The sequence below is a fragment of the Lacihabitans sp. CCS-44 genome, from assembly GCF_024343735.1.
Lineage (GTDB): Bacteria > Bacteroidota > Bacteroidia > Cytophagales > Spirosomataceae > Leadbetterella.
Map to the genome: position 1 here is coordinate 25648 of NZ_RJUE01000002.1, position 15039 is coordinate 40686.

At 37.7% G+C, this 15039-nt stretch carries 12 protein-coding genes; 9 read left to right on the forward strand and 3 right to left on the reverse strand.

The window, feature by feature from the left end; genetic code table 11:
- Positions 1-167: 167 nt before the first annotated feature.
- The 7 genes from EGI26_RS01500 to EGI26_RS01530 all read left to right on the forward strand — a co-directional run bounded on the left by EGI26_RS01500 (position 168) and on the right by EGI26_RS01530 (position 8155).
- A complete protein-coding gene (locus EGI26_RS01500; protein ID WP_255075887.1) occupies positions 168-1547 on the forward strand; it encodes a dipeptidase in 1380 nt (459 codons plus the stop codon).
- Positions 1548-1578: 31 nt separating this feature from the next.
- The gene (gene murQ / locus EGI26_RS01505) at positions 1579-2415 is read left to right on the forward strand and encodes an N-acetylmuramic acid 6-phosphate etherase (protein ID WP_255075888.1); all 837 of its coding nucleotides are present in this window, start codon (positions 1579-1581) and stop codon (positions 2413-2415) included.
- Positions 2412-3398, forward strand: coding sequence for a VWA domain-containing protein (locus EGI26_RS01510; protein WP_255075889.1), 987 nt, complete (start codon positions 2412-2414; stop codon positions 3396-3398). Before murQ ends, EGI26_RS01510 begins: the two co-directional genes overlap by 4 nt.
- A 125-nt stretch (positions 3399-3523) precedes the next feature.
- On the forward strand, positions 3524-5563 hold the full coding sequence (locus tag EGI26_RS01515; protein ID WP_255075890.1) for a putative oxidoreductase C-terminal domain-containing protein: 2040 nt from the start codon (positions 3524-3526) through the stop codon (positions 5561-5563).
- Positions 5560-6318, forward strand: a complete 759-nt coding sequence (locus EGI26_RS01520) for an SDR family NAD(P)-dependent oxidoreductase (RefSeq protein WP_255075891.1) — start codon at positions 5560-5562, stop codon at positions 6316-6318. The genes EGI26_RS01515 and EGI26_RS01520 overlap by 4 nt, the downstream gene beginning before the upstream one ends.
- A 36-nt stretch (positions 6319-6354) precedes the next feature.
- Positions 6355-6810, forward strand: coding sequence for a GNAT family N-acetyltransferase (locus tag EGI26_RS01525; RefSeq protein ID WP_255075892.1), 456 nt, complete (start codon positions 6355-6357; stop codon positions 6808-6810).
- Between the two features lie 76 nt (positions 6811-6886).
- A complete protein-coding gene (locus EGI26_RS01530; RefSeq protein WP_255075894.1) occupies positions 6887-8155 on the forward strand; it encodes a sterol desaturase family protein in 1269 nt (422 codons plus the stop codon).
- On the opposite strand, the gene EGI26_RS01535 is transcribed toward EGI26_RS01530, so the two are convergent.
- The 3 genes from EGI26_RS01535 to rpsJ all read right to left on the reverse strand — a co-directional run bounded on the left by EGI26_RS01535 (position 8152) and on the right by rpsJ (position 10540).
- The gene (locus tag EGI26_RS01535) at positions 8152-9405 is read right to left on the reverse strand and encodes an MFS transporter (RefSeq protein WP_255075896.1); all 1254 of its coding nucleotides are present in this window, start codon (positions 9403-9405) and stop codon (positions 8152-8154) included. The two genes, EGI26_RS01530 and EGI26_RS01535, sit on opposite strands and share 4 nt — an antisense overlap.
- Before the next feature lie 35 nt (positions 9406-9440).
- Positions 9441-10085, reverse strand: a complete 645-nt coding sequence (gene upp / locus EGI26_RS01540) for a uracil phosphoribosyltransferase (RefSeq protein ID WP_255075897.1) — start codon at positions 10083-10085, stop codon at positions 9441-9443.
- 149 nt (positions 10086-10234) lie between these two features.
- The gene (gene rpsJ, locus EGI26_RS01545) at positions 10235-10540 is read right to left on the reverse strand and encodes a 30S ribosomal protein S10 (RefSeq protein ID WP_255036142.1); all 306 of its coding nucleotides are present in this window, start codon (positions 10538-10540) and stop codon (positions 10235-10237) included.
- 255 nt (positions 10541-10795) lie between these two features.
- Between rpsJ and ispE the strand changes: the two genes are divergently transcribed.
- Complete coding sequence (ispE, locus tag EGI26_RS01550) at positions 10796-11617, forward strand: 4-(cytidine 5'-diphospho)-2-C-methyl-D-erythritol kinase (protein ID WP_255075899.1); 822 nt, start codon at positions 10796-10798, stop codon at positions 11615-11617.
- Positions 11618-11772: 155 nt separating this feature from the next.
- Positions 11773-14949, forward strand: a complete 3177-nt coding sequence (locus EGI26_RS01555; RefSeq protein WP_255075900.1) for an NPCBM/NEW2 domain-containing protein — start codon at positions 11773-11775, stop codon at positions 14947-14949.
- Positions 14950-15039: the final 90 nt, after the last annotated feature.

Sequence of the window (15039 nt, forward strand, 5' to 3'; positions counted from 1 at the left end):
ATTAGACAATGTAGTTAAACACATGATAATAAATACTCTAATAAATTAAAAAAGTTAAATTATTTTTTCCTAATCAGAAATACATCTTGGTTGATTGTTTACCTTATCCACCCATTTTTTTCCTCCAAAAAAATAGCATAATTTTGGTATTATTTTAAAATGCCTTGATGAAAGATTTTATAGCTTCAAACAAACAACGATATTTAGACGAACTCTTCGATTTTTTAAGAATTCCTTCGGTCAGTGCGGACTCCAAGCACATTCCAGATATGATTAATGCTGCAGAATGGGTAAAAGATAAATTGCTCGCAGCAGGTCTGGATAAAGCCGAAGTTTGCCCAACAGAAGGTCATCCGATTGTATTTGCCGAGAAAATTATTGATCCAAGTTTGCCGACCATTTTGGTGTATGGCCATTACGATGTACAGCCAGCCGACCCTGTTGAACTTTGGAATAGCCCGCCTTTTGAACCAACGGTTGTCATTACACCAAGTCACCCACAAGGGGCAATTTTCGCTCGTGGTGCTTGTGACGACAAAGGCCAGATTTACATGCACGTTAAAGCAATCGAAGCCATGATTTTGCATAACGAACTCACTTGCAACGTAAAAGTGATGTTTGAAGGAGAGGAAGAAGTGGGCTCTGAAAATCTTGGAACTTTTGTCAAAAACAATAAAGAAAAACTCAAAGCCGACATTATTCTTATTTCAGATACTTCTATCATTGGCAACGATATTCCTTCTGTAGAAACTGGCTTGAGAGGCTTGGCTTACATGGAAGTTGAGGTGGAGGCGGCTAACCGTGACTTACATTCAGGCGTTTACGGTGGTGCAGTGGCTAATCCTATCAATGTTTTGTCGCAAATGATAGCCTCCATGCACGATGCCGATGGCAAAATAACAGTAAAAGGGTTTTATGACAAAGTGGTAGAGCTGAGCCAAGTAGAAAGAGACGAACTAGAAGCCGCTCCTTTTGACTTGGAAGAATACAAAAAAGACCTCAGCATAGCCGAAGTAACTGGCGAAAAAGGCTATACCACGAGAGAACGAGCCGCCATAAGGCCAACGCTTGATGTCAACGGCATTTGGGGAGGTTATACGGGCGAAGGTTCAAAAACCGTTTTGCCTTCAAAAGCATTTGCCAAAATATCGATGCGATTGGTGCCTGATCAAGATTGGGAAGAAATATCGGACTTGTTTATGACTCATTTCAAAGCCATTGCTCCGCCCACTGTAAAAGTTTCTGTAAAAAAACACCACGGAGGTCAGCCTTATGTAACTCCAACAGATTCAATAGGTTACAAAGCCGCTTTTATGGCTATGGAGGAGAGCTTTGACAAGAAACCCGTACCAACACGAGGAGGTGGAAGTATTCCAATCGTAGCACTTTTTGAGCAAGAATTGGGACTGAAATCTATACTTTTCGGATTCGGATTAGATTCTGATGCCCTTCATTCGCCGAATGAGCATTATGGGATTTTCAATTTCATAAAGGGAATCGAAACTATACCGTTGTTTTATAAGCATTTCAGGGAGTTAAGTAAGTAATAATTGTATTTCATACAATACTAATCAAACCATGAGCGATAAATTAAATCTTGCTGGACTGTCCACAGAGGCATCTTCTAACCACGATAATCTTGAGAAAAAGACCGTGCTGGAAATCTTGAAAGGCATAAATGATGAAGATAAAACTGTGCCTTATGCCATAGGAAAGGTATTGCCTCAGATAGAAGTTTTGGTAGAAAAGGCAGTGGAAAGAATGCAAAAAGGCGGTCGTTTGTTCTACATCGGTGCAGGTACAAGTGGTAGATTGGGCATAGTGGATGCCTCTGAATGTCCACCCACTTATGGCGTTCCTCATGGTTTGGTAGTCGGAATTATTGCTGGGGGAGATTCGGCTATCAGAAAAGCTGTAGAAAATGCAGAAGACGATGCCGAACAAGCATGGAAGGATTTGTCGGTTTTTGATGTAAATGCCAATGATACTATAATCGGTATAGCTGCCTCAGGAAGAACGCCTTATGTAGTCGGAGGACTAAAATCGGCCAACGAAAACGGTCTATTGACAGGTTGTGTGGTTTGTAACGCCAACAGTGCAGTTGCGGCAGAAGCACAATTTCCAGTAGAAGTAGTTGTTGGGCCAGAATATGTGACGGGGTCTACTAGAATGAAGTCTGGAACAGCTCAAAAGCTAGTGTTGAATATGATTTCTACTTCGATTATGATAAAGCTAGGAAAAGTGCGTGGCAACAAAATGGTGGATATGCAACTTAGCAATGAAAAACTGATTGAAAGAGGCATAAAGATGATTATGCATGAGATTGAAGTAGAATATGCTCTTGCTCAAGAATTGCTTAAAACACATGGAAGTGTAAGAAAAGCCGTTGATTTTTATCAAAACAATAGCCAATGATATGGTATTCATTTAATTGGTTTTCTGTAGCTACTCTACGTAAATTTGAGTGGGCAAATCCTTATTTTTTCTGGTTATTTCTACTTATTCCCGTTTTATTTTTTCTAAAATGGGTTTTTAAATCTCAAAGAAAACAAAGTCTTGTCCTTTCGGTTAGCAATCTCTCCTTTCAAGCCTCTTTGTTCGTTTGGTTAAGGTATTTGGTGCCTTTCTTTTATATTTTAGGAATACTTTGCCTTGTTCTTGCTTTGGCGAGACCGCAGCTGGTCAATCAAAACAAAGAGAAGTATGCTGAGGGTATAGATATAGCTTTGGCTATTGATATTTCAGATTCGATGTTGGCCAAAGACTTACAACCCAACAGACTGGAAGCGGCAAAAAACATAGGTAAGGAATTTGTGGAAGGCAGAGCAAACGACAGGATTGCCTTAGTAGCGTTTGCAGGTGAAACCACCACCTTAAGCCCACTTACTACCGATTATGATTTATTAAAAGAATATCTGAATAGCTTGAATACCAGCCTTATAAAAACTTCAGGAACGGCTATAGGTATGGCATTGTCGTCATGTATAAACAAGCTTCGCGATGTGCCTAGTAAATCAAAAATAGCGATTATCATTAGCGATGGGGACAATACAACAGGTGCCATAGCTCCAGAAATAGCCATAGAATTAGCCAAAACCTTTGGTATAAGAGTTTATACAATAGCTATTGGTAAAAACTCAGGCGAGGAAGTAATTGATGAGAAAACATTAAAAATGTTAGCAGAAAAAGCAGACGGTCAATTTTTTAGAGCCACAGACAATGATGCCTTATCAAAAATATTTAGTCGTATAAATCTTCTCGAAAAAACAATATTTAAGGATCAAGGAGTCAAAGATGTATCTGATTATTACTACATATATCTCAACTGGTCCATTCTCTTCTTTTTAGTTTCTCTATTTTTAAAATTTACTTTTTTGGGCAACATTTTGGAAGATTAATACCCAATTGTGTGATATTTTTCTTCTTTTTCTACAAAAGCGTCAAAATAATATTATAATTCGAATAAAATACCTAAAAAGGCATTCGAAAATTTTATAGGTTTGTATTAACAACCTTAATAAAAATGTTTAGAATACTTCTTCTTGCTTTATTGTGCGTTCAAATTTCGTTTGCACAAAAAACTAGTACCGAAAAACGAGTCCTCATATTTTCAAAAAATGCTGCTTGGGCATATAGACATGCTTCAATAGAATTTGGAGCAAAAAAAGTCAAAGAATATTGTGAACAAAGAGGCATAAAAGCGGATATTTCTGAAGATGCCAGCTTGTTTAACGACGAAAACCTCAAAAAATATAGTTCTTTGGTATTTCTAAGTGCCAATCAAGATATTTTTGATGCTGACCAAGAAGCTGCTTTACAACGTTATATACGTGCTGGAGGAGGTTTTGTTGGTATTCACTCGTCGTCGGGTGTAGAGCGAAATTGGAAATGGTTCAATCAGATGCTTGGGGCGACTTTCAAGGTTCACCCACCCTACCAAGACGGAACAGTCAAAGTGATCGATAAAAAGCATCCTTCCACCAAAATGCTTCCTACGGAATGGAAAAGAACTGACGAATGGTATTTCTTTACTCCAATTACCAACAAATTAAATGTTTTGATGGTTTTGGATTCCACGACTTTCAAGTCGAACGTTCACACGCAAAACTATCCAAACGCTTGGTATCATGATTTTGAAGGTGGTCGATCGTTTTATACTGCGGGTGGACACAGCGAAAAGGATTTCGAGGATCCATTATTTATGCAACATATTTTTGGAGGAATAACTTACGCCATCGGTAAAAACAAGATGTTAGACTATTCGAAAAACGCCAAATTTGAGAAAGCTCCAGCAAGAATAATTACATTGGATCCTGGACACTTTCATGCGGCTTTGGTTCAAAAAACTATGCTTGCAGGTCTGAATCCCGAAGTCCAAATTTATGCTCCGGCCGGAGAAGATTTAAACCAACATTTACAAAGAATAAATTCTTACAATAGTCGCAAGGAAGCTCCAACTTCTTGGAAGTCAAATACCTACACAGGTTCTGATTATTTCGAGAAAATGATTTCGGAGAAGAAAGGCGACATTGTGGTAATGGCAGGAAACAATGCCACAAAGACAGATGCTATATTAAAATCAGTGGAAGCTGGAATGAACGTATTGGCGGACAAACCCATGTGTATAAACACGGAGGGGTATGAAAAACTCAAAACAGCCTTCAAAGTAGCCAAAGAGAAGAATATTCTGTTGTACGATATCATGACTGAGCGGTCAGAAATCACTACCACTTTGCAAAGAGAACTTTCTATGATGAAAGGTGTTTTTGGAGATTTATTGCAAGGAACCCCAGAAGACCCATCCATTATTAAAGAAAGTGTTCACCATTTCTTCAAGTATGTTTCTGGTAGCCCACTTATACGCCCACAGTGGTTTATGGATACCAAGCAACAAGGCGAAGGCATTGTGGATGTGACCACCCACTTGGTTGATTTGGCTCTTTGGGCAGCATTTCCTGAAACACCTTTGGATGTAAAAGATGCCAAAATTTTGGCCGCTAAACGTTGGCCAACAGAAATGACTTTAGACGAATTTGGAAAAATTACAGGAGCAAAAACATTTCCTGATTTCCTAAAAAAAGAGCTTAAAGATGGTAATACACTGAATGTTTTTGCCAATGGTGAAATAGATTTCAAGGTAAAAAATGTGCATTCTAAAGTAAAAGTGCTTTGGAATTATAGCACTGACAAGGGTGGCGATACGCACTATTCTATCATGAAAGGTTCACTTGGAAATATTGAAATCAAACAAGGTGAAGAAGAGAAATACACGCCCACTTTATACATCAAGAACTCCAAAATTTCTGAGGCAAATTTGAATGCAGAATTTGAAAAATTGAAGGCAAAATATCCAGGTATAAGTTTAGTTAAAACAGGAACTGACTACATCGTTGATATTCCCGCAAAATACAGAACGGGACACGAGGCTCATTTTGGAGAAGTGATGGAACGTTACTTGAAATTTTACAAAGTAAATAACCTGCCTGATTGGGAAGTACCCAACATGCTTTTGAAATATTATATCACTACAAGTGCTTTAGAATTAGCCAATAAACAAAAATGACAAATCCTTTTTCATTAGAAAATAAAATCGCCTTGGTGACTGGCGGAGGTTCGGGTATTGGGTACGAAATTACCCGTTGTTTAAGAGATGCAGGAGCCAAAGTAATCATCACTGGTCGTAGAGAAAATATGTTGCAAGAAGCCGTAAAGGCCATTGGAGAAAATGTATTTTACGAAGTAAACGACGTAACCGATCTCAGTAAAACTACAGAATTGGTCGAAAGCATTGCTCAGAAATATGGAGAGATTGATATTTTGGTAAATAATGCAGGCATAAATATGAAAAAGCCTGCCGTTGAAGTCACCGATGTAGAGTTTAACAATATTATTCAAACTAATTTGACTTCGGTTTTTGCTTTGAGTAGAGAAGTAGCCAAAAAAATGATAGAACGTAAAACGGGTTCTATCATTATGATATCATCTATGGCAGGATATTATGGAATAGACAGAGTGCCAGCTTACACGGCTTCAAAAAGTGGTATCGAAGGACTTACAAAGGCCTTAGCATCAGACTGGTCCAAGTTTAATGTCAGGGTAAATGCTATAGCTCCTGGTTTTATAGAAACCGCCATGATGCAAACCGCCATGAACTCAGACCCCGACCGTATGAACAAAGCCCTTGGACGCACACCCATGGCCAAGTTTGGCAAGCCAGCCGATATTGGTCATGCAGCAGTATTTCTAGCCTCAGGAGCCGCGTCATATATTACGGGAGTTTCTTTAAGAGTAGATGGTGGAAATGCCATTGGATTTTGATAGCATTTATACTTTAGCAAAACAAACCTTTCTTGTATGTTTAAAGTATCAAGAACAAACTCATCAAATCCTGATTTTATAGTATTGGTAAAAAGACTAGATGCTTATCTGGCCATTACAGATGGAGACGAGCATGCTTTTTATAACCAATTTAATAAAATAGATAAGATAAATCATGTAGTGGTCTTTTATGAGAATGACCTGGCCATTGCTTGTGGGGCTGTAAAGCAAGTGGAAACTTCAGCTACTTGGGAAATAAAACGGATGTTTGTTACTGATGAAATGCGTGGAAAAGGAATCGCTTCTATGCTTCTTCAAGAACTGGAGCTGTGGGCTAAAGACTTAAATGTCGAAAAATTAATTCTTGAAACAGGAAAAAGACAAGTGGAAGCAGTCGCCCTTTATCATAAAAATGGTTATGCAATCACGGAAAATTTTGGCCAATATGTTGGTGTTGAAAATAGTATTTGTTTCGAAAAAATGCTAAAATAAGCATAATTTTTTCTTGGATTATTTATAGAATGTAATAATTGTTATATTTGCTAAATAATATTATGCTTGCATACTAATGGAAACTTACGCAAAGATTCTTCTTATAGCTTCTCCGATTTTTTTGTTTTTGGTTATGGCCGAAAAACTCTATGGATATCTGAGATTTAAGCATGAATTTAGAACTATGGACACTATATCTAGTCTTAGTTCGGGCTATACAAACACGCTTAAGGATGTTTTGGGATTGAGTATTACCATCATTTCCTACAAATGGTTTTATGATCATGTGGCATTATTCGAGATAAAATCTACGATTTGGGTTTATATCATAGCTTTTATTGCATTGGATTTTTCAGGTTATTGGGTGCACCGTTTAGCTCACGAAGTCAATTTCTTTTGGAACAAACACGCCATACACCATAGCAGTGAAGAATTCAATTTGGCGTGTGCATTGCGTCAGAGTATTTCTACTTTTGTTAATATCTTTACATTTTTTCTGATTCCTGCGGCCATTTTTGGTGTAAAACCTGAGGTAATCGGTATTGTGGCTCCTATACAGTTATTTGCCCAGTTTTGGTACCATACGGTTTATATCGATAGAATGGGCTTTCTTGAAAAAATCATCGTAACGCCTTCGCACCACAGGGTTCATCATGCTCTTAATCCAGAGTATTTAGATAAAAACCACGGGCAGATTTTTATCATTTGGGATAAACTTTTCGGTACTTTTCAAGAGGAATTACCCAATCTAAAGCCTGTTTATGGCATAACGAGACCTATGGCGACGTGGAACCCGATAAAGATAAACTTTAAGCATCTCTGGTTATTGATTTTGGATGCTTGGAGGGCCGATTCTTGGAAAGATAAATTAAGAATTTGGTTTATGCCAACAGGCTGGCGTCCAGATGGTTTTGAAGAGAAATATCCTGTAGATAAAATTACAAATCCGTATAATTTCCAGAAATACACAACAGAGTTTTCCGTAGGAGCAAGAACATGGATTTGGGTGCAGTTTTACATAACCTTGGGCTTTTTATCTATTATGTTTTACTATTTTGGAAATCTGTCTCTAACGCAGTTGTTGCTTTATGGCCTCATGATTTTCTTGAATATTTATGCTTATACCGAGTTCATGGATAAAAACCCAAGCTTTTTGTTTTTTGAGCTCCTTAAGAATCTTTACGGGATCGGTATGATTGCTTTTACAGACTTTTGGAATCCATTATTCGAGCAATTAACTGTATTGAAACCAATATTTTTGACCTATTTTATAGTCTCAACACTGGTTTCAATATATTATTTTAGGTCAAAAGAAGTTTTTGATTTAAAGGCTAAAACAGCTTAGTCCTCTAAATAATCCAAGTCCTTGTCGTGGGTTTCGGCTATGCTTAGGGTGGAGTAGAATCCGATTATATAAATTATTAGCCCCACAGATGCGGCAGCCCATATTACACCAAAATCAGGTTTCCAGAAGCCAAATAAAGTGGTCATTCCTGCTACTGAGCCTCTTACCATGTTAGGAACTGTAGTGGCCGCAGTGGCTCTCAAATTCGTTCCAAATTGTTCGGCACCCACGGTAACAAACATAGCCCAATAACCTGTCCAGAAACCCAACCAAACGCAAGTGGCATAAAGAGTAAACGCACTTTGCATACCTCCAAATAAGTAGAAAAGAACACCCAAAAGCGACATACCCATCATAAAAGCAATCGCTTTTTTACGTGAGGCTAACCAATGACTAAGGAATCCACTCAGGAAATCTCCTGCCGATATACCCACATAGGCCCACATGATGGCCAAGCCTGGTTCAACTTTCTCAGTAAAACCGAAGGTTTCACCAAATTGATTGCTGAGATATACCAAAATACCTATGCAAAACCAGGTAGGTAAACCAATGCCAATACACCTCAAATATTTTGTAAATCTGTTCCAATCCGTAAAAAAAGCAAAGAAATTTCCCTTTGACACATGGGCTTTATTAGTGATGCTTTTATACATACCCGACTCCAAAACTCCAACCCTTAGCAACAAAAGCAAGAACCCCATTCCGCCACCTATGAAGTAAGCGATTGTCCAGTCACCTGATAGTTTTACCGTAAATGTGGCAACAACTGCACCCAAAAGACCAACTCCAGCAACCAATGAAGTTCCTTTTGCCCTCAGATGTTTTGGCAATGCCTCCGAAACCAAAGTAATACCCGCTCCGAGCTCTCCAGCCAAGCCAATACCGGCTAAAAACCTCAACCATTTATAAGCTTCTACTTTGTCTACAAAGTCCATTTGGGGTATGAAACCACAAAAAATATTGGCCAAAGAATAGGTGATTATCGAACCAAACAGTACGGAAAGCCTACCTTTTTTGTCTCCCAATGTTCCCCAAAGAATACCACCAATCAGTAGTCCAATCATTTGGATATTAATGATACTTGTTCCTATGGTATCTACTTCTTGTTTATTTAATCCAAGGCTTTCAAGACTGGGAATCCGCACAATTCCAAAAAGTTGTAAATCATAAATATCTACGAAGTAGCCCAATGCGGCCACAATAACGGGCATACTAAATAAGTGCTGAAGGTCTGATTTTTCGTTTTTCATTCTAGGGTATTATAATTTTAGGGTACTTTCTTGTTCTATATTTTCACGCCAAAAGCTAGATCGCCAGCGTCGCCGAGTCCTGGTACGATATATGATTTTGTATTGAGTTCGGGGTCTATGTCGCCTATCCAAAGTTTGCACTCTGGCATACGGGCGTTGATGTATCTTACTCCTCTTTCGCTGGCTACAACGGAAACAATGTGTGTTTTGGCTGGAATTCCAAATCTTAGAAGTGCGTGATAAGCTTTTTCTAATGATTTACCAGTGGCCAACATGGGGTCACAGATGATGAGGGTTTTACCTTGTAAACTAGGGCTGCTAATATAGTCCATTTCAATCTCGAAATCCTCTTTGGCGTCATGAACACCACGATATGCTCCTATAAATGCACTGTCGGATTTATCAAAGAAATTTAACAAACCTTGGTGCAATGGCATGGCTGCACGCAAAACGGTAACAATAATCGGATATTCGCCAAGGATTGATGATTCTTTGGTACCAAGTGAAGTTTCGGTTTTAGAGTTTACAAAAGACAAAGATTTAGAAATTTCATAGGCAAAAATTTCACCTAATCTTTCAAGATTTCTTCGAAACCTCATGGTGTCTTTTTGAATGCTTTTGTCACGTAATTCGCTAAGGAAATTATTGGCGATAGAGTTTTGCTCGGCTAATACCCACATTTGAATGTTATTGTTTCAACAAAAATAGCAAAATACTTTATTCTCATTCTATTTCCAGAAAAAACAAATCGAAATTTCAGGGGCCGTAAAAACAAAACCTCTTTTTCGGTAAGAAAAAGAGGTTTCTAAAATGTCGATTCTTTCGAAAACTACACTTTGATTTCAACGTCAACACCTGCCGGTAGTTCCAATTTCATAAGTGCATCTACAGTTTTAGGACTTGCAGAGTAGATATCTATCAATCTCTTGTAAGTACAAAGCTGGAATTGCTCTCTTGATTTTTTTGAAACGTGAGGAGAACGTAAAACTGTGAATTTCTCAACACGAGTAGGCAACGGAATTGGTCCACTGACTGTAGCTCCTGTAGATTTTACTGCTTTAACGATTTTCTCAGATGAGTTATCAACCAACATGTGGTCGAAAGACTTTAATTTAATTCTGATCTTTTGTGACATTTGGTTCAGATTTTTTTGGTGAAAAATAAGCCTGCGAAAGAACCATTTACTCCGACAAGCCAAAAATTGGAGTGCAAAATTAAGTATAATTCTTTAATCACAAAAGTTTTAGGGAGAATCAATTTTTTAAATCATATTTTCTATATTATCCTTAAACCTAATCTCTCAAGTTTGTGCAATCACAAACTTTCTCGAGCATTAATTCATTTCTTTGATTCACAAAGCCCTTTTCATAAATTTGCCAAAAATAATTTTATGGTATCATTCCCAAACGCAAAAATAAATCTGGGTCTTAATATTATTGAGAAACGTACAGATGGGTATCATAATATTGAGTCCGTATTTTATCCTGTGGCTTGGTGCGATGCTCTCGAAATTATAAAATCTGATAGTTTTAGCTTTCATTCTTCAGGTCTAAAAATACCAGGAAATCAAGAAAATAATCTAATTGTTAGGGCACATACATTGCTTCAGAATGAAGGTTTTTTAAAGGGAAGCCAAGTAAACATTCATTTGCATAAAGTGTTGCCTATGGGTGCTGGGATAGGTGGGGGTTCAGCTGATGGGGCTTTTGCTCTGAAAATGTTCAACGAGATTTTTGAACTAAACTTGTCTAGTAACCGATTAGAGAACCTTGCCGAGTCTTTGGGCAGCGATTGCCCTTTTTTTATAGAAAATAAGCCCAAGTTTTGCTTCGGAAAAGGAGCAGAATTTGAGGAGCTTGCTTTTAGTCTAAAAGGCAAAAAAGTGGTATTGATAAACCCACAGATTCACATTTCTACTGCCGAAGCCTACGCAGGAGTAAAACCACAAAAGCCAGAAATTTCGGTAAAGGATATTTTATCAGAGCCAATAACAGTTTGGAAGAATTTTTTAAAAAACGATTTTGAAGAAAAAATCATAGAAAATCATCCAAAAATAGGCGAAATAAAAGCCAATCTTTATGAAAAAGGAGCCTTGTATGCCTCCATGACTGGAAGTGGCTCTACAGTTTTTGGTATCTTTGATGAATCTATTGATTTGATTAATACAGATTTTGAAGATTGTGTTTGCTGGAGTGGTGCTTGTATCTATTAATAAAGCCTTCTTTATCTCAAAAGCTGTATTTGATAAAAGTATAAAATACTGCTAGTCATTATTCTAAGATAATTATTTGACCGTTTAATAAATTTACTTTTTCTAGTAAATTCGAAATTTATAGCTTTGTGAAATCCACTTCAAAACTATAAACCATGTATAAAGTAATAATCCTATTCTTAGTTGCCATACAATTCTCCTTTGCTCAGTATCCAGCTGGTTTTCAGGAAGAAAGTTTTGGTACCTGGACTCTGCCGATGAATGTATCTTTCGACCACAACAATAAAATGTATGTGTCAGAAAGAGATGGTAGGCTATATTCTTTTACCAACAACGTGAAAACTCTCTTGATAGACATCAGAGAGGAGGTGGCTACTTATGGTGATTTTGGTTTGTTAAGTGCGGCATTGGATCCAAACTTTGAACAAAACGGTTATGTATACCTTTATTATGTGGTTGATAGGCATCATTTGCTTTATTATGGTACAAGTAGTTATTCGTCGGCTGCTGATGAGCAAGGTGCTACAATCAACCGAGTTACACGGTATACTTTAAATTCAGCCACAAATTTTACGTCTTTGGTACCTAATTCAAGGTTTGTTCTTGTTGGAGAAACGAAATCCACTGGATTCCCACTGACAGGTATTTACCATTCAGGAGGTGATATGAAGTTCGCGATAGATGGCTCATTGTTAGTGTCTTGTGGCGATGGGGCCAATGGGGCTGATTATGAGGACCAAGCTTTTATTGATGGCATAATTTCTTGGGAGGAATATAATGCTAGAAGACTTTGGAGATGCCAGATTCAGAATTCTTTGAATGGCAAAATCATCAGAATAGACCCAGCGAACGGAGATGGAATACCCTCAAATCCGTTTTATGATAGCAACGCACCGAGGTCGGCAAGGTCGAGAGTATATACTATGGGATTTAGAAATCCTTTTAGGTTTACTATAAAGCCCAATACGGGCAGCCATAGCATAAATGACGGTAATCCAGGTGTTTTGTATGTAGGAGATGTGGGCCAAGATGCCAAAGAAGAGATAAATGTAGTGACAGCTGGAGGACAAAACTTTGGTTGGCCAAGATTGGAAGGTATTGATGATGTGTATGACTATAATCCTGTGTACCACCCCATAGACCCCAAAAAGCCTACAATAGAGTGGGGAAGAGTAAATTCTACGGCTCGGGTGGTTATTGATAATAATGTACTCAACGTGGGTTCTGCTGCTTTTCCTTATTCAAGCTTCGTTGGAGGAGGGGCCATAGGAGGTGTTTTTTATGAAGGAGAAAGTTATCCTGAAGCCTATCATGGGAGCTATTTTTTTGCGGAATTTAATAACCGCTGGGCTCAAAATTTCAAATTTGATGGCAACAATAATCCAGTTTCGAAAATAGACTTTCATCCAGAATTAACAGGTTTGATATCTTTTACATACAATCACCACGATGAATGCGTTTATTATACGGCCGTAACGGGAGTTGTAAAAAAAATCAAATATGCTCCTAGTGGTAATCAATCTCCAACTGCTCAATTTACTTTTAATCCTAAATTCGGAACGAGTCCATTAACGGTAAATTTTGATGCTTCCTCGTCTTCAGATCCTGAAAATTCTGCTTTAACTTATCTTTGGTATTTTGGCGATGGAACCTCAACAATAGGAGTAAACCCGAGCCATCAATTTGTAACTAATAACAGTAATCCACAATCATTTCAAGTGACTTTAATAGTTCAAGATGCCAATGGTGCCACTAATTTGGTTTCTCAATTTGTCTCCCTTAATAACACGCCACCGACTATAATTTCAACGAGTTTGGACAATTTGGACGCTTTTGCCACTTCAGGTACTCCTAGCATTTTGCTCAATGCACAAGTGAATGATGCAGAAGAAAATAGCAATGCTCTTACTTATAAATGGGAGGCTTTTCTTTATCATAACGACCACCGACATCAGGAATTGAATGTTCAGTCGCAGAGTACTAATTTTCAGCTGGGATTGGTTCCATGCGACGATATTCTTTATTTCTACAGATTTGTATTCACCGTTACGGATTCTTATGGACTTGCCACGGTTTTCCAAAAGGATCTGTTTCCCAATTGCAATACTTCTGATCAAACTCCACCTTCTTTTCCAAACATAAAAGTGGAGGAAATTGAAGCATCAAGCTTTAAAATATCCTGGAATCCTTTGACAGACAATAATGGCATTAAGAATATCCAAGTTGTTATAAATGGCCAAAGTGTGGCTTTTTTGAGCCCATCGGCTAATAGCTATATTTACCAGTTGCCGAGTAGTATTTTGGGTAAGAATTTTAAGATATTGGTGGTGGCAAGAGATTTTGCAGCCAATAAATCGCAAAGTTCTGTGTTGGATTTCACTGCTATACAAAGCTGTATTGCGGGAAGTTACTCTACTTATTTGTCTGATTTGCAAGAGGCCTCGGCTATAAATGGCTATGGGCAGTTTGAAAAAGACAAAAGCAATGGTGAATATTTGCCAACTGATGGTCGAACTTTAATATTGAATGGAACTGCATTTTCAAAAGGTTTGGGAGTACATTCTTATTCTGAAATTACTTATAATATTGCTGGACAAGGATATGAGAATTTCGTGAGCACTGTTGGTATAGATGATGAGATAAGTGGAAATGTTTGTGGGACAGTTATTTTTAAAGTTTATAAAGACGGGAATCTTGATTATCAAAGTCCAGTTTTAAATCAAAACTCTGCACCACTTCCTATAAATATAAGTGTAGTGGGTGCAAGCCAGGTAAGGTTGGTTGTAGAAGATGCTGGAGATACAAACTGCGGCGACCATGGAGACTGGGCAGATGCAAAGTTTCTAAAATCTTGCATTTTGAATGATCATTTGGCTCCAAGTATGCCCACAAGCTTGGGTATTGCTTCTCAGCCATCAGGCTATTTGCTAACTTGGCAAGGTGTTTCGGATAATCTAGATTCTCAACTTGAGTATGAAGTATTTCTGAATGGGGCATATTTGGGGACAACTTTTGGTAACAATCTGCAAGTGCAAACACTTCCTAATAGCTCAAATTTTTTTACAGTTCAAGCCAAAGATGATGCTGGAAATAGATCAGTGAGTCAAACTTTCTTAATTAATAGTTGCCCTTCATCTTTAGAAATATTGCAATCAGAAACTATTTCAAATCAGACCGTTGTGAAGAAAGCCTCAGAATATATTCATGCTCAAAATGTTATCGAAAACCAGTCTAATGTAGAATATCACGCGGCTAAATCTATAGTTTTGAATCCAGGGTTTTCGGTTTCTCAAAGTGTTTTTGTGATGAAAATTCAAGGATGTAATAATTGAAAAGAATATTATTGAATAGGGGCTGTTTAAAAATCAAATATTTTATATCTTCACGTTTATAAATATCTTCAATTTTTTACAAAAGACCAA

What these genes read in the sequence shown, in the direction of transcription:
- EGI26_RS01500 (WP_255075887.1), top strand. Translation starts at nt 168, where the DNA reads ATGAAAGATTTTATAGCTTCAAACAAACAACGATATTTAGACGAACTC.
- murQ (WP_255075888.1), top strand. Translation starts at nt 1,579, where the DNA reads ATGAGCGATAAATTAAATCTTGCTGGACTGTCCACAGAGGCATCTTCT.
- EGI26_RS01510 (WP_255075889.1), top strand. Translation starts at nt 2,412, where the DNA reads ATGATATGGTATTCATTTAATTGGTTTTCTGTAGCTACTCTACGTAAA.
- EGI26_RS01515 (WP_255075890.1), top strand. Translation starts at nt 3,524, where the DNA reads ATGTTTAGAATACTTCTTCTTGCTTTATTGTGCGTTCAAATTTCGTTT.
- EGI26_RS01520 (WP_255075891.1), top strand. Translation starts at nt 5,560, where the DNA reads ATGACAAATCCTTTTTCATTAGAAAATAAAATCGCCTTGGTGACTGGC.
- EGI26_RS01525 (WP_255075892.1), top strand. Translation starts at nt 6,355, where the DNA reads ATGTTTAAAGTATCAAGAACAAACTCATCAAATCCTGATTTTATAGTA.
- EGI26_RS01530 (WP_255075894.1), top strand. Translation starts at nt 6,887, where the DNA reads ATGGAAACTTACGCAAAGATTCTTCTTATAGCTTCTCCGATTTTTTTG.
- EGI26_RS01535 (WP_255075896.1), bottom strand. Translation starts at nt 9,405, where the DNA reads ATGAAAAACGAAAAATCAGACCTTCAGCACTTATTTAGTATGCCCGTT.
- upp (WP_255075897.1), bottom strand. Translation starts at nt 10,085, where the DNA reads ATGTGGGTATTAGCCGAGCAAAACTCTATCGCCAATAATTTCCTTAGC.
- rpsJ (WP_255036142.1), bottom strand. Translation starts at nt 10,540, where the DNA reads ATGTCACAAAAGATCAGAATTAAATTAAAGTCTTTCGACCACATGTTG.
- ispE (WP_255075899.1), top strand. Translation starts at nt 10,796, where the DNA reads ATGGTATCATTCCCAAACGCAAAAATAAATCTGGGTCTTAATATTATT.
- EGI26_RS01555 (WP_255075900.1), top strand. Translation starts at nt 11,773, where the DNA reads ATGTATAAAGTAATAATCCTATTCTTAGTTGCCATACAATTCTCCTTT.